This is a genomic window from Micromonospora rosaria, from assembly GCF_001567585.1.
In the GTDB taxonomy this organism is placed as follows: domain Bacteria; phylum Actinomycetota; class Actinomycetes; order Mycobacteriales; family Micromonosporaceae; genus Micromonospora; species Micromonospora rosaria.
The window spans coordinates 1-20567 of record NZ_LRQV01000129.1 but is presented as its reverse complement, the minus strand read 5'-3'; the positions used below and the strand labels follow the sequence as shown (position 1 = coordinate 20567).

The following is a 20567-nucleotide window of genomic DNA, read 5'->3' as shown; positions in this document are numbered from 1 at the left end:
CCAGCGACAGCGCCACCCGGCTGATCCTGGTCCGGCACGGCGAGACCGAGTACACCGAGCAGCGCCGCTACTCCGGCCGGGGCGACGTGCCGCTGTCGGCCCGGGGCCGGGCCCAGGTGCGGGCAACGGCCGAGCGGCTCGCCCAGCTCACCCCGACCGCCGCCGCGGTGGTCAGCTCCCCGCTGTCCCGGTGCACGGCGACCGCCGAGGCGATCGCCGAGGCCCTCGGCGACCCGCCGGTGCGGACCCGGGACGACCTGATCGAGTGCGACTTCGGCGCCTGGGAGGGGCGGACCTTCGCCGAGGTGCGCGAGGGCTGGCCGGGGGAGCTGGACGCCTGGCTCGCCTCGACCCGGATCGCGCCGCCGGACGGGGAGTCGTTCACCGAGGTCGGGCTGCGGGTCCGGCGGGCGGTCGGCGCGCTGCGCGAGGCGTACCCGGGGGAGACCGTCGTGGTGGTCTCGCACGTGTCGCCGATCAAGCTGGTGCTGCGGGACGCGCTGGCCGCCTCGGACGCCTTCCTGCACCGGCTCTACCTCGACGCGGCGGGCATCTCGGTGCTGGACCTCTGGCCCGACGGCGGCGTCGCCGTCCGCTCCGTCAACGACACCGCCCACCTGTAAGGAAGGGCCCCCTGTTAACGCATCCGGTAGAGGAAGGGCCCCCTTTTAACACCGGAGGGTAATCCCTACCACTTTAGAGGGTATTACTGGTCGGGAACCGTTGACAGCGTGCCCGCCGCACGCTGAAGATCGATGACGTGCGCAGCGTTCACCTGACGAAGCGGGGTCACATCGACCTCCTGCGCGTCGCCAGCGCGGCCTGTCGACGCTCCCTCTGACGCCGGGTCACCCTCCCTTCTCGCGCACGCCGTCGGCGTACCCCTATCACCCGCAGGTCTCCGGCCCTGCGGGTGCGGCGGCCTGCGCGCTCTCCCGACAGGAGAACCGTCCCTGATGTCCACGACACGACTCCACCGGTTGACCGGGGCGACGATGGGCGCCGCCCTGGTCGCCACCCTGGCCCTCACACCCCCGGCGGCGGCCTCCGCCCTGCCCGAGGTACCGGCCCGCCCGATCAAGATCAGCGACGTCCACGGCTACCCGCAGCAGAACGTCCTGCCGGTCTGGCCGGACAACCCGGCCGACGCGTCCCTGCCCATCGGCACCATCGCCTACGACGACATCGCCCCGAAGCTCAACGCCCTGCAGAAGGCGAGCAACCGGGTCTCCGCCCGGGTCGCCGGGAAGTCCTCCGGCGGCTACGACCTCTACGCGGTCACCGTCACCGCCCCGGAGAGCCGCAAGGAGGCCCAGCAGCAGGAGACCTGGAAGCAGCTCATCGAGGAGGAACCGGCCAAGGCCCAACGCGACCGTAAGCTGCTCGCCGGGTACAAGACCCCGCTCTTCGTCAACGCCAACATCCACGGCAACGAGTGGGAGGGCACCGACGCCGCGCTGCGGGTCATCGAGGACCTCGCCACCGACCGCAGCCCCGAGGTGGCGGGGCTGCTGGAGCGCAACCGGCTGGTCTTCAACGTCACCGCCAACCCGGACGGTCGGGTCGCCGGCACCCGGGCCAACGGCAACGGGTACGACCTCAACCGCGACCTGACCATCGTGTCGCAGCCGGAGACCAACCTGATCCGCGAGCTGGTCATCGACAGCAAGCCGATCATCACGCTCGACCTGCACGGGTACGTCAGCCCGACGCTGCTGCACCCGAGCACCCCGCCGCACAACGTGAACAACGAGTACGACCTGTTCATCAAGCACGCCCTGCCGAACGCCCTGGCGATCGAGGAGGACCTGCGCGACCTCGGGTACGCCGAGACCCAGCGGGCCCGCATCCCGTTCCGCGACGACGAGCCCGGCGTGTGGGACGACTTCCCGCCGATCTACGTACCGTCGTTCGCGCTGTTGCAGAGCAGTATCCCGTACACGATCGAGGCGCCGCTGAACCCGCGCGGGACCACCCTCACCCCGGCCGAGCGGCTGCGCCGGTCCGCCATCAACACCGACGTGCACGAGGTGTCGATCCGTACCTCGCTGCGGTACATCGAGGAGAACCGGGCGCAGCTGCTGCACGACCAGGCCGAGGTGTACCGGCGTGGCTGGCAGGGTGAGCCGCTGCGCGACATCCCCGACGGGTACGTGCCCGGCTGGGGTCCTGAGGACAACTACAACACCGTCTTCCCCCGCGCGTACGTGATCCCCACCGGCGCCGGACAGCGCTCGGAGCCGGCGGCGGCCCGCCTGGTCGACCTGCTGATCAGCAGCGGCGGTCGGGTGTGGACGGCGAAGAAGGCGTTCACCGCCAACGGGAAGTCCTACCCGGCCGGCTCGTACGTGATCGACCTGCACCAGCCCAAGCGCGGCCTGGTCAACTCCCTCCTGGAGCCGGGCATCGACCTCACCGACCGGGTCAGTGACCTGTACGCCGGGCCCGCCGCCTGGAGCCAGGCGCTGACCTGGGGCGCCACCGTGGACACCCTGTGGGACGAGAGGCTGCCGAACGTCAAGCTGGACCGGGTGTACGACGGCACCGCCACCGGCGACCTGCCCGGCGGCAACGGCGACCTGCGGCTGGACCTGCGCGACGCGGCCGACCTGCTGGTGGTCAACTCCCTGCTGGACAAGGGCGTCGCGGTGCACCGGCTGGCCGACGGCTCGGTGGTCGTCCCCGGCACCCCGGCCAACCGCAAGCTGGCCCGCGAGGCGGTCCGCGCCCACCAGGTCACCTTCACCACCGCGCCGAAGGGCTGGCGGGGCACCCGGCTGGAGCGGGTCGTCGTCGGGTACCTCGGTGGCGTCGAGGCCCGGGACACCCTGGGCGCGCTGGGCTTCGAGGCCCGGCCGGTGACCGCGGCGACGCTGGCCACCACGCTCACCGCCGACGTCGACGTGCTGCTGATCGCCGGCACCCTCAACCTGGCGACCCTGACGGCGGAGAACCGGGCCGCCCTGGACGCCTTCCTCGCCCGGGGCGGTGGCCTCGTCGGGCTGGGTACCGCCGGGGCACGGGCGAGCACCGACGCCGGCCTGGTGTCGGTCACCGCCACCGCCGGCCCGAGCCTGGCCAGCGGCGTGGTGAACGTGGTCAACAGCACCGGCCCGGTGGCCACGGGCGCGATCCCGCACTCGTTCGTCAGCCAGCCGGTCTGGTTCACCAACCTCGGCCCGAACGCGGTCGTCGAGCAGTCGTACGCCGCCGACCCGCTGCTCGCCGGCTGGTGGGCCCGGACCGGCGCGACCGGCCGGTCGGCCGCCGCCGGCCAGGCCAGCATCGTCCGGGGCGTCTCCGAGGCCGGGAACCCGGTGGTGCTCTTCGGCACCTCGCCGACGTTCCGCCTGCACCCCAAGGGCCTCCAGCCCCAACTCGGCCGCGCCCTCCTCTGGGCCGCAGGGGTGTAAGGAGGGGGTGTAAGGAGGGGCCCCTTGTTAACGCTTTCTGTATAGGAAGGGCCCCTTCCTAACATCTGTCGACGGCAACAGGGACAGCGACGGGCACGGGCCCGGGTGCGTCGTGCACCCGGGCCCGTGTGCGTCGCGGCCGGGTCCGTCGCGGGGTGGCGGCGGGGACGGTGCGGCCGGTCACCCATCGATGGGGACCGTTGGGCGCAGGGTGCGCTCCGTTGGGCGCACCATCACGCACAGGTACGGCGTGACGGCGGTCACAGGGTCGTAGCCTCCGGCGGTCGGAGTCACCAGCACCGGAGGTGTCAGATGGCCGAAGCACGGGAGCCGGAGCCGGGAAGTACCGAATCCCGGCCGGATCCGGCGAGCAGCGGGCCGGCGCGGGCCGGGTCGGCGAGCGGCAGCGGATCGGCGGGGGCCGGGGCGGCGCGCGGCGGTTCGGCGAGCGGCAGCGGGGCGGCGGGCGGCGGGTCGGCGCGGAGGGTACGGGCCAGGGACCACAGCCCGTGGAACTGGCTGCTCTTCGTGCCGATCGTGGTACCCCTGGTCCCGGCGCTGTTCAACGCCGACTCGCCCCGGCTGTTCGGGTGGCCCCGGTTCTACTGGCTGCAACTGGCCTTCATCCTGCTCGGCGTCGCCACCACCACGCTGGTGTACCAGCGGACGAAGAAGCGGGGTGAGCGCTGATGTGGCGCGACCACCTCACCGAGATCATCATCTTCACCACGCTCTTCCTGCTGGTCAGCGGGATGGGGTTCGTGGCGAGCCGGTGGCGCGCCCCGAAGGACATGGCCCATCTCGACGAGTGGGGGCTGGGCGGGCGCAGCTTCGGCGGCTGGATCACCTGGTTCCTCATCGGCGGGGACCTCTACACGGCGTACACCTTCGTCGCGGTGCCGGCGCTGATCTTCGGGGCCGGCGCGGCCGGGTTCTTCGCCGTGCCGTACACGATCGTGGTCTATCCGTTGGTGTTCCTGGTGCTCTGCCGGCTCTGGTCGGTGTCGCACCGGCACGGCTTCGTCACCCCGGCCGACTTCGTGCGGCGGCGGTTCGAGTCGCCGGTGCTGGCCCTGCTGGTCGCGATCACCGGCATCGTCGCCACCATGCCGTACATCGCGCTGCAACTCGTCGGCATCGAGGCGGTGCTCAAGACCATGGGGGTGACCGGGGAGAGCGCCCTCGCCCGGCACCTGCCGATCATCGTGGCCTTCGCCATCCTGGCCGCCTACACGTACCAGTCGGGGCTGCGCGCCCCGGCGCTGATCGCCTTCGTCAAGGACTCGCTGATCTACATCGTCATCCTGGTGGCGGTGATCTGGCTGCCGTACCAGCTCGGCGGCTGGGGGGCGATCTTCGACGCCGCCGACGCCAAGTTCGCGGCCACCCCGAACCCGAACGACGGCATCCTGCTCACCGGCACCAACCAACTCCAGTACGTCACCCTCGCGCTCGGCTCCGCGCTGGCGCTGTTCCTCTACCCGCACAGCATCACCGGGGTACTGGCCAGCCGGAACCGGGACGTGATCAAGCGGAACATGTCCGCGCTGCCCGCGTACAGCCTGCTGCTCGGGCTGATCGCGCTGCTCGGGTTCATGGCGATCGCCGCCGGGGTGACCCCGCTGCCCGGCTCGAAGGAGGGCACCGTCGACAGCAACACCGTCGTACCGGTCCTCTTCGACCAGCAGTTCCCCGACTGGTTCGCCGGGGTCGCGTACGCGGCCATCGGCATCGGCGCGCTGGTCCCGGCCGCGATCATGTCGATCGCCGCGGCGAACCTGTTCACCCGCAACATCTACAAGGAGTACCTGAAACGGGACGCCACCCCGGCCCAGGAGGCCAACGTATCCAAGATCACGTCTTTGGTGGTGAAGGTCGGCGCGGTGGCCTGCATCGTCTTCCTCGACCCGCAGTTCTCCATCGACCTCCAACTCATCGGCGGCGTGATCATCCTCCAGACGCTGCCGGCGGTGGCCCTGGGCCTGTACACCCGCTGGTTCCACAAGGGTGCGTTGATCGCCGGCTGGACCGCCGGCATGGGGCTCGGCCTGTGGATGCTGTACCAGATCCCGAACGCCGCCACCGGACGGCAGCACTTCGGCGGGTCGGCCTTCCCGCTGGCCGACTTCGGCCTGGACACGCCGAAGACCATCTACGTCGGCATCGTCGCCGTCGGCGTCAACCTGCTCGTCGCCGCCCTGGCCACCCTCGCCCTGCGCGCGGCCCGCGTCCCGGACGGCGGCGACGGCACCGAGACCGACGACTACTTCGCCGACGAGGGCGACCCCCGGGTCACCCCCGGCCCCCGCACCGACGCCGCCACCGCACCGGAGCCGGTCGCGTGAGCACGTGAAAGGAGGGGGGTGAAAGGAGGGGGCGAAAGGAGGGGGCCCTTGTTAACGCATTCTGTAGAGGAAGGGCCCCTTCCAAACACCTGAGGCCCACGCGGACGCGAGCGCGGCGGGGCGGGGCGGGCGGAGGAACAGGGCCCGCCGGGGGTCAGCGGAGGGCGCGGTAGAGCAGGTAGAGGCCGATGCACGTGCCGAAGGCGACGATCACGGTCTTGAGCACCACCGACGGCAACCGTCGGGCCAGCCGGGCACCGACGTACCCGCCGACCAGGGTGGCCGGGGCGACCAGCGCGACGGCCGCCCAGTTGACCGGCCCGAAGAGACCGAAGACCGTGACCGTGGTCAGGCCGACCACGGCCGACACCAGGTTCTTCACGGCGCTCACCCGGGCCATGGTCGCGTCCAGCACCAGGGCCAGGCCGGCGACCAGCATCACCCCCAGCGCCGCCCCGAAGTACCCCCCGTACACCGCGCCGACCCCGACCATCACCTGCGCGGCCAGCGCGCGGCGGCGCGGGCCTCCGTCGCGGGCGTGGCCGACCAGCCGGCGCAGCGGCTCCTGGAAGGCCAGCACCGCCGTCGCGGCCAGCACCAGGAACGGTACGACCAGCTCGAAGGCGCGGGCCGGCGTACCCAGCAGCAACAGGCAGCCCACCAGCGAGCCGACGACCGCCGTCGGTACCAGCGGCAGCCACTCCCGCCGGGCCGGCAGGTCCACCCGGCTGCCGGCCACGGCGGCCAGGTACCCGGGGCAGACCGCCACCGAGTTGCTGACGTTCGCCGCCACCGGCGGCAGGCCGACCGCGATCAGCGCGGGGAACGTGATGAGCGATCCGCCGCCGGCCACCGCGTTCATGGTGCCGGCGGCGAGACCGGCGGCGACCAGCAGCACGGCGTCGGTGAGTTCCACGACCGCCGAGGCTACCGACGCCGCCGCGCCCGGCCACCACCCCGGGGTACGCCGACCACGTCCACCCGGTGCCGTCGGGCCCCACGCAGGAGGGCCGCCGCCGCGCCGCCACCCTGGCCCCCGCCGCCGTCCAGGTGACCAGCGCCGACCAGCCCTCGACCGCTGTGGCCACGCTCTGGACCTGATCGGGTACCGGAGGACCCGCCGGTCGTCGTCCGGGCCGGCGCTGGCGTCCCGGGCGGCAGGGGGTGGGGCAGGGCGGCAATAGACGGCAACCCGGCATCGTTACGATGAGAGCGCGACGGACGAGTCGACCGGGCGGTCGCGTCGACGGGCTCCGGCCCGTCGCCGAGGAACGTCCGGACTCCAGAGGGCAGGGTGGTTGCTAACGGCAACCCGGGGCGACCCGCGGGACAGTGCCACAGAAAACAGACCGCCGCCCCCATACGGGGACGGTAAGGGTGAAACGGTGGGGTAAGAGCCCACCAGCACCCCGGGTGACCGGGGTGGCTCGGTAAACCCCACCCGGAGCAAGGCCAAGAAAGGGCCGTCACCGCAAGATGACGACCCGCGCAGACGCTTGAGGGCGGCCCGCCCGATGTCTGCGGGTAGGCCGCTGGAGCCTGTCGGCAACGGCAGGCCGAGATGGATGACCGCCGCCGACGCGGACCCCGCAAGGGGTGCGCGACGGGCACAAAATCCGGCGTACAGGTCGACTCGTCCGTCGCCCACCAGCTCAGAGCCTCGATCAGGGCTCTGAGCTGGTTCTATGTCCTGGCGTCGATGGTCGTCCTTGGTCAACTTTGGCCGGCGTCTGACGCCCTGGGGACGCCCTGACGCCCTGGAGACGCCCTGATCTTGCGGCGCGGTGGCTCGGGATCGTTAAGCGATGGCCTAGTAGCGGGCGAGCATCGACATGATGGTTTCGATGCGGGTGGTCAGTAGTTGGTCGGGCGGGTGGTGTACCTGAACCATCGTGACGATGGAGCCGGGGTCGTTCGCCAGTTCCAGACGGAGCGTGGTGGTTCCGATGAGTGGGTAGTCGTACCACCCTTGTGGGTCTTCGACGTCGGTACCGCTCAGCCCTGCCGCGATGGCGTTCCAGTCCCAGTCGTCGGCCCTGTAGTCGACGAGGGCTGCCAGTGACTCGACCAATGGGCGGACATTCGCGGTGAGGATCCAACTGCCGGTGCTCGCAGATCTACTCGCCTCGACGCTGTCGGTCATGCGCGTCAGGGTAGGGCGCGAAGTTCACCGGGCCGCGCCTGGCCCTCATTGACGGTGGGTGACGTGAGGGGCGGTGTCCCGGCGGCTGTCGGTGGCTTCCCGCCCCGGCGCCGTAGGCGGCCGGGGCGGCTTGCCGCCGGCTGGGCTTGCCGCCCCGCACCGCGCGGAGCGCGGTGCCTTGATCCAATACAGAGTTATTCGGCAGTGAGACCACTTGAAATCCCGCTGCTGGGCCACCGTCTGTTGTCAGGCTGTGTATAGCTCAGCGAGAGCCAGGATTAGGGAATCCAAGATGAGGTTCAAGCTGGACCAGTCTTGCTTTTCGGCAAGGCTTGGGTTCGCTTTCGCTGCTGCAACTTTGGCGAGAAAGGTGCGCTGAATACTTGCCTTGTTTATGACCTCACCCTGGTATGATTTTACCTTTCCCATGTAGCCTTTCCACTGTACGGGTGTTAGCTCCTGGCTCTTCTCGTCCGTCAGGACGTCAAGCCCTAGGTATAGCTCGATGGAGCCAGCAAGTCCATTGACATCCATTAGGCTATTGCCCTGTGGGCCCAGGGTGGGGTATGTTTCGGCGGTAGCTAGGTGTGGATAATGCAGAACGCGAAAATGCGCTGGGAGCTTCGAGGGCCTGATCGACATTACCGCTTCTCTGGCCGCGCTGTCGTTGTCAAAGATTGCAACAATTCGGTTCGCGATTCCCGCTGCCGCGAAGCTATTCAAAAGCCTTACGGATGCCGCTGCGCCGCCCTCGTTCCCGGTCTCATAATCAAGGAACTTGATAAACGGCACGAGATGAGGCTTGAGAAGGCTTAGTGCCTCCTTCAGTACCTGGGAGTCAAACTTGCCCTCGGTGATGATGATCGGCGGTCCGGGGTAGGCGGTGTGCCCAAGCTCTATTGGAGTTCGGAGGCTTTCGTGGTCTAGCCAGCCACCGTCAATGAGGTCGCTTACATCGAGCGTGAAGATAGCATGTCCGGCAGTAATTGAGACAATCGATCGTACAATTAACCTCGGGTCCATTCTTTCTAGCAGGGCAAGCGGGCTATCTCCGGCAAAGTTATCTGCCCGATGTGCTGATCTTTCAAACAACTGGTTGCGGAGCGAGTTTTTCCACTTCTCGTACGTTAGGCGCTGGAGGTTCGGCAACTCCCTTTCGTAAGCCTTTCTTAGTAGGTCGTTACTTGCGCCTTTTGAATCTTCCCATCCTAAGAACGCCTCTCTTCGCTCAATCTCTTCGGACAGGATCTGTCCGAAAACCTCACGCACTAGGCCCTCGCCAAAGCCTAATACATCCAGCCGGTCGCGTATGGTGCTAACGCTGGCGCGATAGACAATCGCAGTCGGCGGATAGGTTACCTGGTCTTCGTCGCTCTCATCGCCGTCTGGGTGCTCGTATTGATCTCCGGCATACTTTGCAGCTTCAGCTCCCGATAGCTCCAATGCGTCGTCGGGTGGCGAGAAAAAGTAGCCTATGTCGGGGTAGATTTCGTTACGATATGAGTAGATTTCTCGATCGTTTATGTACATGCGTGCGTAGCTGCTCACGTAGGGTATTGTTCAGTAACTGCCCGACGTCGGTCAAGCAGCACCCCCCGCATCACGTGTCAAGAGATCGGGAGCGCCTGTTACTGTTCACCTCGGCAGTCTCCTGCGTGCTTGAAATCTTGAAAGCACCTGCCGTTGAACGCTATTGCGCGATCGCAGAATATGCGATGGTGTGACGTTTGGTCATCCTCGTAAGTTCCTGTTGCCTCTCTTGGGTCTATCGCGCTAGCAAAGGACAAAAAGTTGGCGATCAGTTTGGCGATTTCTAGCGCTTCGCCGAAGGTTTCAGCTTCGAAGGGAACGTGAAAAGTGAATCGTTCGCTTTGGTCGGTGCTGTCTTCGCGGTTAGTTTCCTGCGCCCTGGTCTGGGCGGATCTGGTCGTCCATCTCTCAAAGGGGTCTGGCATTTTTTTCCTGTCCTAAGTCGGGGTGCGGCACGGCGGTCCTCGCCGCAACCCCGACCGGTGCCGCGTCCTCGCCTGATCTCGCGGCCATTGCGGCGAGCACGAAACCAGGGAGTTCGGGTTGCGGCGATAGTGAGTCAACCGATTTCCCTCGCACGGTTCATCCGCCTTGTCGGACTGTCGCCAGACGTCTTCGCCTTTTGCGAAACGTCCCGGGACGGGGTTGAAACGTCCGTTCGCGGAAACGTCTAATAGAAGGATGAACGAACGCGCACTGTCATGGTGCATCGGGGTATTCGGGTCGAAAACTTGGCTGATGAATGCGGCATCGACCCGAAAACCGTGGAACGGTGGATCAGCCTCGGGCGGGTTCCGCATCGGCGGCATCGGTGGTCGGCGGCGCGGCGGCTCGGGGCGGAAGAGGCGTACCTATGGCCGGAAGTGGTGGCGTCTACGAACGGGCGGCGTGGTGAGGCGAGTCGGGCTGAGCTGATCGAGGTTTACCCGGATCGGGCGTCGGTGCCGCGTGAGCTGTGGTTGCGGCTGCTGTCTGAGGCGCAGGAACGGATAGACGTGCTCGTGTACTCGGGGACGTTCTTCGCGCAGACACAGCCTCGGGTGGCTCGGATGCTGGCCGACCGACTGTCGGTGGGCGTTCAGGTCCGGCTCTGCTTCGGTGATCCGGCGAGTGATGCCGTGTCGGTCCGCGACCGGGAGGAACAGCTCGGCGGCACGCTGGGCGCGAAGATCCGGGCGGCGTTGACGTACTACCGGGAACTGGCCGGCGTCGACGGCTGCGAGATCCGGCTACACCCGACAACGCTCTACAACAGCCTCTTCTGGTACGACGACGAGGTGTTGGTCAACCCGCACGCCTACGGCGAGGCCGCCAGTGCCAACCCCACGTTTCACTTCCGTAGGCTCGACGGCGGTGGTCTCTTCGAGCACTACCCGCCGCTCGACCCCTCGCTTTGGTAAAGATGCCGCTGGCGAGACAGGCCCCGCCCCGAGGCAGAGGTCTGATCGAGGGCTCTGCTGGCCTCGTTCGATCTCGTTGGCTAATGGCTGTGGGGCGTCGAGCGGTTCGGGCTCGTCCAGGCGGCGACGGGGCTGGCGGTCTCTCAGCCCAGGGCGTCGCCGCCGGTAGAGCTTGGTGGCCGGTGCTCCCGGATCCACTGCTCGATGTCCTCGGTGCGCCACACCTTGCCTCCGCGCAGCACCGCGTACGGCTTGGGGAAGGTCGGGTAGCGGGCGAGCTGCTGGAACCGCTGACGCGACACGTTCAGCCGCTTGGCGATCTCGTACGGACCCATCAGGGGTTCCCCCATAGGGCGAAGGTAGGCAGTTGGTCATTAGTCAAATGGAGCTAGCCAGTTGACTAGAAGCTATCGAGTGACGAAGCATGAGCGGGCGGTGCTCGTTGCCGCAGGAGTCGAAGTCCCCGTGCGGAGGCCCGATGAGACGCCCACACCTGCCGTTACGCCCGCTGTGGATCTGTGCCGCGTGTGCCCGCCCGTGGCCCTGCGGCGAGGCGCGTGTCGACCTCGTCCGGCGGTACGCGGATGATCCTGCCGGGCTGGCCGGTCACCTGGCCGGGCTGCTGCGGGAGGCGACGACCGATCTGGACTGGATCTGCCCGGAGCCGCCCGACCCGGCGACGATCCGGCGGCGCTTCCTGGGCTGGTCGGAACGGATGCGGCATGGTTGACCAGGTGATTGTCGTCCTGCTCGGGCTCAGCCTGGGGCTGCACCTGCTGACGCTGCGCGCCCTCCGCTCGTCCGCCGACGATCGGACCCGGGGTGCCGACGACCGGGGTACCGACGAGTGGAGTCCGCGCGCCGACGGGGGCGGCCCGCGTACCGGCGAACGGCTGGTCTCATCGACGGGGCAGCTCGACAGCGTCCCCACCAGCGGTACCCGACCTGCCGGCCCGCCGGTGCCGGGCGGCCGGCGGAGTGAGGCTGGCCCGCCGGCCCGGCACCGCTGGGCGACCCTGCACGAGCCGACGCGGGCGTACCCGATCGTCCGGGCCGGCTCGCCGGTGAACCGGCCGCCGGACGTGCGGTTCGCCAACGACCTGACGGGCCGCACGAAGGCGGACCCGCCCGCGCCGCAGGAAGGCCGGGCCGGCGGGCGGACGGGTGGGCCGGAGATCGGCGGACGATCCCGGCCGCCGGGGCGGCAGCGGGTCGGCGACGAGCGGCGGGGCGGTCCGTGGAGAGGGGACGCCGGTGGACGGGCTGCCTTCCCCCGGTGACGTCGTGCTGGTCACCCGGGCCGCGTCGGTGCAGTTCACCAGGCCGATGATGTTCCGGGTGATCCGCGTGATCGAGGAGTGGGTCACCTACCACGACTGGGTCTGGCTGCACGGGTACTCCCTTGACGAGCGGGGTGACGCGGTCGCCAAGCGGGACCTCTTCGTGCGGCCGGCCGGGCTCCAGATGATGCGTCGGCCGCAACCGTCGCCCCGGTCACCGAACCAGCGGCCGAGCCGACCGGCCCGCCGGCCACCACCCGCGCCGGCTCCGGCGGGGGAGCCGCCGGTGCCGGCGGGGCAGCACCGACCGCTGCGCCGCTGAGCGCGGGGTGACGACCGGGTCGAGCGGGGTCAGCCGGTCGGCCGTCCGGCCTCCCCGTCGCCGCCCGCCGTGCCCTCCACAACCGCCTCGGACGAGGCCGTCTCGGCCGGGGCGATCACCTGGACCGGTACCTCGGCCTGGGTGTTGTGGGTTTCCACCCACTGGTCGAGGGCGGTCCGGCAGGCGTGGTCGACGTGCCGCAGGCCGCGCAGGTCCAACCGGACCCGGCGGTCGGCGGGCAGGTCGTTCAGGGCGGTGAGGATGGTGGGCAGCCGCAGGAACGTGGCGTTGCCGGTGATGGTGACCTCGATCGGGGCGGACCCGTCGTCGTGGACGGTCACCCGGATGTGTGAGGTCTCCCAGGCGACCTTCACCACGGCCAGGCCGAGACCGACCAGGACGCCGGTGAACATGTCGGTGGTGCCGATGGCGACGGCGGTCACCACCAGGATGACCGCCTCGCCCCGGTGCTCCCGCCACAGTGCCGGCAGCTCCCGGACCGGCATGAGCTTGACCCCGGCGTGGATCAGCACCGCGGCCAGCGCGGGCAACGGGATCAGCCCGATCAGTCCGGGTACGGCGGCGACGAAGAGCAGCAGCCAGAGCCCGTGCAGCACCCGGGACGCCTTCGTCCGCGCGCCGGCCTGCACGTTGGCCGAGCTGCGGACGATCACCGCCGTCATCGGCAGCGCGCCGACCAGGCCGCAGACCGTGTTGCCGGCGCCCTGGGCGACCAGCTCCTTGTCGAAGTCGGTCCGGGGCCCGGTGTGCATCCGGTCGACGGCCGCCGCGCTGAACAGGCTCTCCGCCGAGGCGACCAGGGTGAACGTGGCGATGGTGGCGAGGACGCCCAGGTCGGTGAGGTCCCGCCAGTGGCCGAGCGAGGGTTGCATCGCGGCGAGCAGCCCCTCCACCTGGATGGTCTGCACCGGCAGGTCGAGCAGCGCGGTCAGCGCGGCGGCCACGACCACGGCGACCAGCGCGCCGGGGACCATCCGGAGCCGGGGTACCCGGCGGCGCAGCGCGTCCCACTGGGTCATGATGCCCAGGGTGGCCACGCCGACGGTCAGCGCGATCTGCGCGGCGGAGGAGGCGACGAGGTCGGCGGCGAGGCCGGGCAGGCCGGTGAACTTCCCCGGCCCGGAGTGCGGGGTGCTGGCCCCGGCCAGGACGTAGAGCTGCCCGGCGACGATCAGCAGGCCGATGCCGGCGAGCATGCCCTGCACCACGGCGACCGAGATGGCACGGAACCACTGGCCGAGCCGCAGCAGGCCCAGGCCGATCTGGAGCAGCCCGCAGACCAGCACGATGGTGCCGAGGCCGGCCAGGCCGTAGCGGTCCACCGCCTCGGCGACCAGCACGGTCATGCCGGCGGCCGGGCCGCTGACCTGGAGGCTGCTGCCCGGCATCAGGCCGACCAGCAGGCCACCGACCACGCCGGTGACCAGGCCCAGTTCGGCGGGTACGCCGGAGGCGACGGCGATGCCGACGCAGAGCGGCAACGCGACGAGGAAGACGACGAGGGACGCGGGCAGATCGGCGCGCAGCGCGACACGCCAGGTCGGACGGGCGTACGTGGTCATGGTCCACCTCCGGGAGGCATCGGGCGGAAAAGCCGGTGCGTCCACCCCTCCGGCGGGTACGCCGGGCCGCCTCGTCGTTGACGCGGTGTCGGTGCGGATGCGGGCCGGTCCGGGGACGTCGGTGCCGACGCGGTGGGACGGGAACGACCCCGGGTCGCACGGGCGCGACGGGCGGGGACGCCTCAGGTGGTGGTGTGCGGGGTACGAGTGGACGCGCGCCGCTCAGCAGCGGTTCGGCAGGCCAGCGGTGCGGCAGGTCAGCGGTTCGGCCAGGTCACCGGCTCGGCCGGCTCGGCAGCGCACCGGCTCAGCAGCGCAGCACCCGGCAACCGGCCAGGTCGGGGCCGGGCTGCGCGGTGAGCGGACGGCCGTCGGCGGCCTGCTCGCACCCGACGGGTACGCCCCGGCGGGCCGCCCGGTCGGGCGGGACCTGGTCGCCCCGGCGCTCACCACCCGGGGCGCTACGGCCGGCCCGGCTGAACGCCCCGTACGCCGTCGGACCGCAGCCGGTGGCCAGCCGCGCGCCCCGACCCGGCCCGACGGGCGTACCCGTGGTGGGGCCGGCGCCGAGGGCGCGCAGATCCGGGGCCGTACCGGGGACCAGGGCGGCCCGGCCGGGCCGCTCGACGTCGGACCCGTCGCCACGGGAGCCGGCCGGAACGCGGTCGGGACCGGCCGGAACGCGGTCGGGATCGGCCGCAGCACGGGCAGGATCGGCCGGGTCGGTGCCGGCGGCCGGGGCGGAGTCAGTGGCCGGAAGGGCGTTGACGGCCGGAAGGGCGTGGGTGGCCGGAAGGGCGTGGGTGGCCGGAAGGGCGTGGGTGGCCGGGGCGGCGCCCCCGGCCAGCGCTCCGGCGGCGGGCCGCTCGGCGGGGTCGGGGGCGAGCGGGCCGGCCAGGGCCGGGTGGCCGGGGAGGACGAGGTGCAGCAGGAACGCCTGGACGAGCAGCGGCCCGACGACGAGGACTCTGCGTCGCACCGCTCACCCCCAGGTCGAGACCGTGCTCGGGCCGCCCCGGCATGGCACGGTTGTCCAGTCAAACCCGCCGACGGGGGGATCGGTTACGGGCCGTTCCAGCAGGTGGTCGGGGGTGTCGGGGGAACCGGTCGGCGGTGCCGCAGGACTCGGTCAGGGGGCCGGCAGGCTCGGCCGGTCGGTGGCGGGGCGCACGGGAACGGCCCCGGGGCGGGTGCCCCGGGGCCGTCCGGCAGGTGGATCAGAGGGTGGGCGCGACGTACAGCAGGCGGTTCGGGGAACCGGTGCCGGGGTTGCTGATGGTGCCGGTGGTGGCGGTGGTGGTCAGGTACGAGGCGACCTGGGCCGGGGTCCAGCCCGGGTTCACCTGGAGCACCCGGGCAGCCGCACCGGCCACGTGCGGCGAGGCCATCGAGGTGCCGTTGATGGTGTTCGTCGCCGTGTTGCTGGTGTGCCAGGCCGACAGGACGGACGAGCCCGGGGCGAAGATGTCGACGCAGGTGCCCAGGTTCGAGTACGAGGCGCGGGCCCCGTTGCTCTGCGTCGCGCCGACGGTGATCGCCGCGGCGACCGCAGCCGGCGAGTAGTTGCAGGCGTTGGCGTTGCTGTTGCCGGCCGCCACGGCGTAGGTGATGCCGTCGGCGATCGAGTTCGCCACCGCGGTGTTCAGCGACGGGTTGAGCCCGCCACCGAGGCTCATGTTCGCCACCGCCGGCTGGCCCGCCGCGTGGTGCGACGTGACCCAGTTGACCCCGCCCACGACGCCGGCGATCGTGCCGCTGCCGGCGCAGTCCAGCACCCGGACGCCGATCAGGCGCGCGCCCTTGGCCACGCCGTACGTGGTGCCGCCGACGGTGCCGGCGACGTGCGTGCCGTGCCCGTTGCAGTCGGTCGCCGGCAGGGCGCCGTCCACCGCGTCGTACCCGTCGACCGCCCGGCCGCCGAAGTCGTTGTGGGTGGTCCGGATGCCGGTGTCGATGATGTAGGCGGTCACCCCGGAGCCGGTGCTGTTGTAGGTGTAGGAGCTGCTCAGCGGCAACGCCGTCTGGTCGATGCGGTCCAGACCCCACGGCGGGTTGACCTGGGTCGCCTGGATGCTGACCGTGTGGTTCTGCTCGACGAAGGCGACCGCCGGGTCGGCGGCGAGCCGCTTGGCGGCCGACTCGGACAGCTTCACCTCGAAGCCGTTGAGCGCGCTGCCGTACACCTGGGCCACCGCGCCGCCGTACCGCTTGGCGAGGCTGCCCGCCGAGGAGTTGACGGCGGCCTGCGCGGTGCCGGCCTTGCCACCCACGGCCGAGTCCTTCAGGACGACGATGTAGCTACCCGTGACAGCGGTGGCGCCGCCGGCGAGACGGATCTCGCCGGTCGCCGGTGCGGCCGACACCGGGCTTCCGATCATCGTGGTGGCCATGGCCGTCGCGGTCAGTACGCCGAGCGCGGCCAGTCTGCGGGGGAGGGTCATCTGTTCTCCTCTGTCCACCGGGTCAACCCGGGACGGTGGCCCCGGGGCTGCCCTGATCCTGGAGGAGAGACTATCCAGACATTCAAACTTGAGAATATATATCGGTTGGGTCATAACGCGGCGCGACGGATCTCGTCGAGCACCCCGCGCTGGAACTCCCGCGCCGCCCGCCCACCCGGCGGCGGACCACCCCGCCGGGCCGCCACACACCGCTCGATCAGATCGGCGTACCCGTCCGTCGCGCCGGCGGCGAACCCGAGGCCGTCGACAGCCAGCAGTCGCCGGCCCGCGTCGACCTTCGACAGCCACACCCCGTGCCGGACCCGCACCAGCGCGCGGCAGGCCCCGAGCACCGCGTCCTCGGCTCCGGGCGCGGGTGCGTCCCCGGGTGGCCCGGGACGGGCGAGCCACCAGGTGAGCGCGTCCACCAGCAGCCGGCGCAGGTCGGCCGGGGAGACGTCGGCGAAGACCGTCGCGGCCGGCGGGCCCAGCAGGGCGTACCCGTGCTGGTGCAGGATGCTGCGGTCCAGGGCGTACCAGAACCGGCCGTCGGCGGCGGGCCGGTCGTCGGCCGCGTACGTCGCGCGGAACGGCATCGCCCGGCCGGTGTTCAGTTCGACCTCGAAGCCGGGTTCGGCGGTGCCGGCGGCGGCCACCTCCCGCCGGTACGCGACCAGTTCCAGCCCTCGCGCGGGGCAGGGCAGCGCCTCGTGCCGCAGCGCGGCCACCAGGGCGCGCTTCGTGGCCCCACTTAGGGTGTCGGCGCTGACCAGGGCCACGTCCACGTCACTGCGGCCCGGCTGGTACGCGTCCAGCCCCACCGAGCCCGCCGCGTACGCCCCGACCAGGCCGTCGCCCAGCAGGTCACGGGCCCGGTCGACCAACTCCGCGAGGTACTGCCGGACGTCGGGATGCATGCCGCATTGTCACCCACCCGCGTGCGGCGGATGAGCGGCGGCCCGGTGTGGTTTCCCGGATGGCGGGCCGGTTGCGGCGGCCCGCCCCGGTGCCGGTCAGGAGCCTGCCAGCAGGGCGGCGATCCGGGCGGCCACCGGCGGGGCGTGCAGGTGCAGCCGGGCCACGTTGATCGCGTCGTGTCCGACCACGGCCAGCAGCGCCTGGCTGCTCACCGCGTAGACGCTCAGGTACCCGCCGGCGTTGCGGACGGTGGACTGCTGGAACTCGCCCTGGCGCAGCCGCACGCCCACCTGCCGGCCGAGGCCGAAGGTGGTCGCCGCCATCGCGGCCAGGTCGTCGGGGTCCAGGCCGGTCGGCACGTCGTGGGCGATGAGCAGCCCGTCCACGCCACCGAGGACGCTGCCCTGCACGCCGGGGATCTGGAGCCGCAGGTCGGCCAGCTCGGTGCCGATCGCCGGATACGGCAGCCCCGGGTTGCCGGCCAGCGACGGCGGGAGCCGGGGCGGCGGGGGGACCTCGGGCCGCCGCGCGGTGCGACGGGGGAGGATCGTGTCGCCCATGGTCACAGTTCCAGTTGCTCCTCGATGGTGCGGAGCCGGTGCCGGGCGAGCGCCAGGTTGGACCGCGCCTTGCTGAGCATCAGGTAGAGGAAGAGGCCCTTGCCGGTACGGCCGGTGAGCGGCCGGATGATGTGGTACTGACTCCCGAGGGTGATCAGCATGTCCTCGATCTCGTCGTTGAGCTGCAACATCTCGATGGTGCGCAGCTTGGCGCGGACCACGTCGGTGTTGCCCGCCGCCGCGACGGTCAGGTCGATCTCGGGTGTCCCACCGGCCACGCCGAGTGTCATTCCGCTTGTGTAGTCGACCAGCGCGATGCCGATGGCACCGTCGATGGTCATGGCGTCCTTCAGGGCGGTGTCGAGGTTGGCCACGTTGCCTCCAGGGTCAGCAGACGAGTGTGCCCGCGCACCGTAGTGCGCTTTCCCGGGGCTCCCACGACGCCCCGCGAAAAAAGCTCGGCCGAGAGTCGCACACCGACCTGCCTGTCCGCACCCGCGCCGGGTCGAACGGACTGACCGGCCGGGGGCCGGCGACCGCCGGGCCGGCACAAGCGCCGCTGCGGTGGATGGCTGTCCGCCCGGTCCGCCTGCTACCCGGCCCCCGGTCGGGCAGCAGGCGGACCGGTCACCTGCGGATACCGGCCCGCTCAGGCGCTGCCGCTGCGGGCGTCCTGCGGTGTCGTGGCGGTCCAGTCGCGCCAGTCGTCGCCGGCCGGCAGGTACCAGACGTCGGTGTCCGGGCCGAGCGCCCGCGCCAGCACCAGCCGGGCCTGCGGGTCCAGATCGGGCAGCCGGTCGAGGGGGAACCACCCCACCGCCTCGGACTCGTCGTCGTTGACCCGCGCGGTACCGCCCAGCAGGCGGCAGCGGAACCCCAGGTTCAGGTACTCGCAGCGGTCCCCGTTCGGGTACGTGTGCGGGTGGGAGATGACGCTGGTCAGCCGCTCCGGCGCGACGCGTACCCCGGTCTCCTCCTCGACCTCGCGCACGACGGCGGTCGCGGGCTGCTCGCCCGGCTCGACGAAACCGCTGATCAGCGACCACTGGCCGTCGTCGGCGCGCTTGCCCAGCAGCAGCGCGCCCTCGGCGTTGGTGACCACGGCGCTCACGCTCGGCAGCCAGAGCAGGTCGTGGCCGACGTGGGCGCGTAGCTGCCGGATGTAGTCCGGTAGACCCATCCGCCGACCCTACGCCGCGCCGGCCCGGTCACCGTCGCTGGCGCACCCGCCCCGCCCCGCCGGCCGGGCGCGCCCCGACCCTCGGACGGGTTCCGCCAAACTCCCACGGCCGGTGAGCAGCACGTCTACTGTGGAAGACATCAACGACTTTTCCCGGAACCGGTGGCGGCCGGGCGCTGCACGGTGCACAGTGATCCCATGAGCGACAGCGGACGTGGTGGGCGCTACTACTGGTGCACCCGACACCACCGGGTCGAGACCGGCGCGGACGTGTGTGCCGCGCGGCATGTTCTCGGCCCGTACACCTCCGCCGCCGACGCGGAGGACGCCCTGCAGACCGTGCAGCGGCGCAACGAGGCGTGGGAGGCCGAGGACGCCCGTTGGGCCGGGGAGGACGAATAGACGGCGCGGGACGGCCCGCGTCGAGGAACTCCGTGCTCCGTGCGGAGCCACGCGAGAGCATGTCCCCAAGGAGGGAACCGAGATGGCCGAAGCACAAAAGGCCACCACCCGCCCGGCCGCCAAACGTACGACCGCGACGAAGACCACCACGGCGCAGCGGGCCACGGGCGGCTCGACCGGTACGGCACGGTCCACCACCGCCCGCCGATCCGGCACGACGGCCGCCGCGTCGACCCGTACGGGCACCACCGGCCGCGCCACCGCGAAGAAGACGCCGGCCGGCGCCGGCCGCGCCCCCGCCACCAAGACCACCGCCGCCGCCGGTCGCGCCCCGGCGAAGAAGACCACCGTGAAGAAGGCGACCACCGCGAAGAAGGCCCCGGCGAAGAAGGCGACGCCCGCGAAGAAGGCCACCGCGAAGGCGACGACCCGCAAGGCAGCCACGAAGCGGACCCCCGCGACGAAGGCACCCGCCCGCACCTCCACCGCCACGGCGCGCAGGACCACCGCGGCGAAGAAGGCTCCCGCAGCGGCGAAGAAGACCACCACCGCGGCGAAGAAGGCTCCCGCGGCGGCGAAGAAGAGTCCTGCCGCGGCGAAGAAGGCCCCCGCCAAGGCTGCCGCCACGGCCCGCAAGGTCACCTCGACGGCGAAGAAGACCACCGCCGCCGGCCGGTCCACCGCCGCCGCGACGAAGGCCCCGGCCCGTCCGGCGGCGAAGAAGACCACCGCCCGCAAGGCCGGGACCACCCGGCCGACCACGCGCGCCACGGCGGCCCGCAAGGCCCCGGCGAAGAAGGCCCCGGCGAAGAAGGCCCCGGCGAAGAAGGCCCCGGCGAAGAAGACCACCGCGAAGAAGGCCCCGGCGAAGAAGACCACCGCGACGAAGTCGGCCGCGACGCGGACGGCGGCGGCGAGGACCGCCACGGCGAAGGCCGCCGCGACGAGGGCGACCCCGACCCGGACGGCGGCGACCGGGACCGCGGCGGCGAAGACGATGGCCAAGGCCACGGCCGGTACCGCCACCACCGGGCGCTCGGCGGCGACCAG

General features: G+C 71.1%; 22 protein-coding genes and 1 other RNA gene. 12 read left to right on the top strand and 11 right to left on the bottom strand.

Annotated elements, in window-relative coordinates; all coding sequences use genetic code 11:
- The 5 genes from AWW66_RS25860 to mctP form a co-directional block, all read left to right on the top strand.
- A partial coding sequence (locus AWW66_RS25860; protein WP_211272101.1) for a histidine phosphatase family protein occupies nucleotides 1-623 on the top strand: 623 nt, incomplete at its 5' end.
- A 137-nt stretch (nucleotides 624-760) separates the two neighbouring features.
- On the top strand, nucleotides 761-841 hold the full coding sequence (locus AWW66_RS36565) for a putative leader peptide (RefSeq protein ID WP_355149468.1): 81 nt from the start codon (nucleotides 761-763) through the stop codon (nucleotides 839-841).
- A gap of 115 nt (nucleotides 842-956) precedes the next feature.
- On the top strand, nucleotides 957-3413 hold the full coding sequence (locus tag AWW66_RS25855) for a M14 family zinc carboxypeptidase (protein ID WP_067371409.1): 2457 nt from the start codon (nucleotides 957-959) through the stop codon (nucleotides 3411-3413).
- A 519-nt stretch (nucleotides 3414-3932) separates the two neighbouring features.
- A complete protein-coding gene (locus tag AWW66_RS35675) occupies nucleotides 3933-4103 on the top strand; it encodes a DUF3311 domain-containing protein (protein ID WP_245648490.1) in 171 nt (56 codons plus the stop codon).
- Nucleotides 4103-5758 carry a monocarboxylate uptake permease MctP gene (gene mctP, locus AWW66_RS25845; protein WP_067371405.1) on the top strand — a complete coding sequence of 552 codons (1656 nt, stop codon included), beginning with the start codon at nucleotides 4103-4105 and terminating at the stop codon, nucleotides 5756-5758. The genes AWW66_RS35675 and mctP overlap by 1 nt, the downstream gene beginning before the upstream one ends.
- Nucleotides 5759-5912: 154 nt before the next feature.
- Here mctP and AWW66_RS25840 read toward each other — a convergent pair whose 3' ends face one another.
- Entirely contained in the window at nucleotides 5913-6674 is a 762-nt protein-coding gene (locus tag AWW66_RS25840) for a sulfite exporter TauE/SafE family protein (protein ID WP_067371403.1), read from the bottom strand.
- 306 nt (nucleotides 6675-6980) lie between these two features.
- Here AWW66_RS25840 and rnpB point away from each other — a divergent pair.
- Nucleotides 6981-7398, top strand: an RNA gene (gene rnpB, locus AWW66_RS25835) — RNase P RNA component class A.
- 170 nt (nucleotides 7399-7568) lie between these two features.
- On the opposite strand, the gene AWW66_RS25830 is transcribed toward rnpB, so the two are convergent.
- Nucleotides 7569-7901, bottom strand: coding sequence for a hypothetical protein (locus AWW66_RS25830; RefSeq protein WP_067371402.1), 333 nt, complete (start codon nucleotides 7899-7901; stop codon nucleotides 7569-7571).
- Between the two features lie 246 nt (nucleotides 7902-8147).
- Entirely contained in the window at nucleotides 8148-9449 is a 1302-nt protein-coding gene (locus AWW66_RS34010; RefSeq protein WP_157527938.1) for a HEPN/Toprim-associated domain-containing protein, read from the bottom strand.
- Nucleotides 9450-10162: 713 nt separating this feature from the next.
- On the opposite strand from AWW66_RS34010, the gene AWW66_RS25825 reads away from it, so the two are divergent.
- A complete protein-coding gene (locus AWW66_RS25825; protein ID WP_245648489.1) occupies nucleotides 10163-10831 on the top strand; it encodes a phospholipase D-like domain-containing protein in 669 nt (222 codons plus the stop codon).
- A gap of 143 nt (nucleotides 10832-10974) precedes the next feature.
- Here AWW66_RS25825 and AWW66_RS25820 read toward each other — a convergent pair whose 3' ends face one another.
- Nucleotides 10975-11181, bottom strand: a complete 207-nt coding sequence (locus tag AWW66_RS25820) for a helix-turn-helix transcriptional regulator (protein ID WP_067371397.1) — start codon at nucleotides 11179-11181, stop codon at nucleotides 10975-10977.
- A 128-nt stretch (nucleotides 11182-11309) separates the two neighbouring features.
- Between AWW66_RS25820 and AWW66_RS25815 the strand changes: the two genes are divergently transcribed.
- The 3 genes from AWW66_RS25815 to AWW66_RS25805 are packed head-to-tail and all read left to right on the top strand — an operon-like array spanning nucleotide 11310 to nucleotide 12433.
- Nucleotides 11310-11561, top strand: a complete 252-nt coding sequence (locus tag AWW66_RS25815) for a hypothetical protein (protein WP_067371395.1) — start codon at nucleotides 11310-11312, stop codon at nucleotides 11559-11561.
- The gene (locus AWW66_RS25810; RefSeq protein ID WP_067371393.1) at nucleotides 11554-12111 is read left to right on the top strand and encodes a hypothetical protein; all 558 of its coding nucleotides are present in this window, start codon (nucleotides 11554-11556) and stop codon (nucleotides 12109-12111) included. Before AWW66_RS25815 ends, AWW66_RS25810 begins: the two co-directional genes overlap by 8 nt.
- A complete protein-coding gene (locus AWW66_RS25805; protein ID WP_067371410.1) occupies nucleotides 12095-12433 on the top strand; it encodes a hypothetical protein in 339 nt (112 codons plus the stop codon). The genes AWW66_RS25810 and AWW66_RS25805 overlap by 17 nt, the downstream gene beginning before the upstream one ends.
- A 29-nt stretch (nucleotides 12434-12462) precedes the next feature.
- Here AWW66_RS25805 and AWW66_RS25800 read toward each other — a convergent pair whose 3' ends face one another.
- From AWW66_RS25800 to AWW66_RS25770, 7 genes are all read right to left on the bottom strand, one after another.
- Nucleotides 12463-14016 (bottom strand): SulP family inorganic anion transporter, encoded by a 1554-nt coding sequence (locus AWW66_RS25800; RefSeq protein WP_067371392.1) that lies wholly within the window; start codon nucleotides 14014-14016, stop codon nucleotides 12463-12465.
- A gap of 307 nt (nucleotides 14017-14323) precedes the next feature.
- A complete protein-coding gene (locus AWW66_RS25795) occupies nucleotides 14324-14995 on the bottom strand; it encodes a hypothetical protein (protein ID WP_067371390.1) in 672 nt (223 codons plus the stop codon).
- Nucleotides 14996-15233: 238 nt separating this feature from the next.
- The gene (locus AWW66_RS25790; RefSeq protein WP_067371388.1) at nucleotides 15234-16457 is read right to left on the bottom strand and encodes a S8 family peptidase; all 1224 of its coding nucleotides are present in this window, start codon (nucleotides 16455-16457) and stop codon (nucleotides 15234-15236) included.
- 110 nt (nucleotides 16458-16567) lie between these two features.
- Nucleotides 16568-17374, bottom strand: a complete 807-nt coding sequence (locus AWW66_RS25785; RefSeq protein ID WP_067371386.1) for a nucleotidyltransferase — start codon at nucleotides 17372-17374, stop codon at nucleotides 16568-16570.
- Between the two features lie 96 nt (nucleotides 17375-17470).
- Nucleotides 17471-17935, bottom strand: a complete 465-nt coding sequence (locus AWW66_RS25780; RefSeq protein WP_157527941.1) for a roadblock/LC7 domain-containing protein — start codon at nucleotides 17933-17935, stop codon at nucleotides 17471-17473.
- A gap of 2 nt (nucleotides 17936-17937) precedes the next feature.
- Nucleotides 17938-18309 carry a hypothetical protein gene (locus tag AWW66_RS25775; protein ID WP_067371383.1) on the bottom strand — a complete coding sequence of 124 codons (372 nt, stop codon included), beginning with the start codon at nucleotides 18307-18309 and terminating at the stop codon, nucleotides 17938-17940.
- 275 nt (nucleotides 18310-18584) lie between these two features.
- Nucleotides 18585-19115: an NUDIX hydrolase gene (locus AWW66_RS25770; RefSeq protein WP_067371381.1), complete on the bottom strand. Its 531-nt coding sequence runs from the start codon at nucleotides 19113-19115 to the stop codon at nucleotides 18585-18587.
- 198 nt (nucleotides 19116-19313) lie between these two features.
- Here AWW66_RS25770 and AWW66_RS33050 point away from each other — a divergent pair, with 198 nt between their 5' ends.
- Entirely contained in the window at nucleotides 19314-19517 is a 204-nt protein-coding gene (locus AWW66_RS33050; protein WP_083978956.1) for a hypothetical protein, read from the top strand.
- An 82-nt stretch (nucleotides 19518-19599) separates the two neighbouring features.
- Nucleotides 19600-20567, top strand: a 968-nt coding sequence (locus tag AWW66_RS34965; RefSeq protein WP_211272100.1) for a hypothetical protein, incomplete at its 3' end; no start/stop codon positions are given.

What these genes read in the sequence shown, in the direction of transcription:
- AWW66_RS25780 (WP_157527941.1), bottom strand. Translation starts at nt 17,935, where the DNA reads ATGGGCGACACGATCCTCCCCCGTCGCACCGCGCGGCGGCCCGAGGTC.
- AWW66_RS25820 (WP_067371397.1), bottom strand. Translation starts at nt 11,181, where the DNA reads ATGGGGGAACCCCTGATGGGTCCGTACGAGATCGCCAAGCGGCTGAAC.
- AWW66_RS25800 (WP_067371392.1), bottom strand. Translation starts at nt 14,016, where the DNA reads ATGACCACGTACGCCCGTCCGACCTGGCGTGTCGCGCTGCGCGCCGAT.
- AWW66_RS33050 (WP_083978956.1), top strand. Translation starts at nt 19,314, where the DNA reads ATGAGCGACAGCGGACGTGGTGGGCGCTACTACTGGTGCACCCGACAC.
- AWW66_RS25855 (WP_067371409.1), top strand. Translation starts at nt 957, where the DNA reads ATGTCCACGACACGACTCCACCGGTTGACCGGGGCGACGATGGGCGCC.
- mctP (WP_067371405.1), top strand. Translation starts at nt 4,103, where the DNA reads ATGTGGCGCGACCACCTCACCGAGATCATCATCTTCACCACGCTCTTC.
- AWW66_RS25770 (WP_067371381.1), bottom strand. Translation starts at nt 19,115, where the DNA reads ATGGGTCTACCGGACTACATCCGGCAGCTACGCGCCCACGTCGGCCAC.
- AWW66_RS25810 (WP_067371393.1), top strand. Translation starts at nt 11,554, where the DNA reads ATGGTTGACCAGGTGATTGTCGTCCTGCTCGGGCTCAGCCTGGGGCTG.
- AWW66_RS25790 (WP_067371388.1), bottom strand. Translation starts at nt 16,457, where the DNA reads ATGACCCTCCCCCGCAGACTGGCCGCGCTCGGCGTACTGACCGCGACG.
- AWW66_RS25785 (WP_067371386.1), bottom strand. Translation starts at nt 17,374, where the DNA reads ATGCATCCCGACGTCCGGCAGTACCTCGCGGAGTTGGTCGACCGGGCC.
- AWW66_RS25815 (WP_067371395.1), top strand. Translation starts at nt 11,310, where the DNA reads ATGAGACGCCCACACCTGCCGTTACGCCCGCTGTGGATCTGTGCCGCG.
- AWW66_RS25830 (WP_067371402.1), bottom strand. Translation starts at nt 7,901, where the DNA reads ATGACCGACAGCGTCGAGGCGAGTAGATCTGCGAGCACCGGCAGTTGG.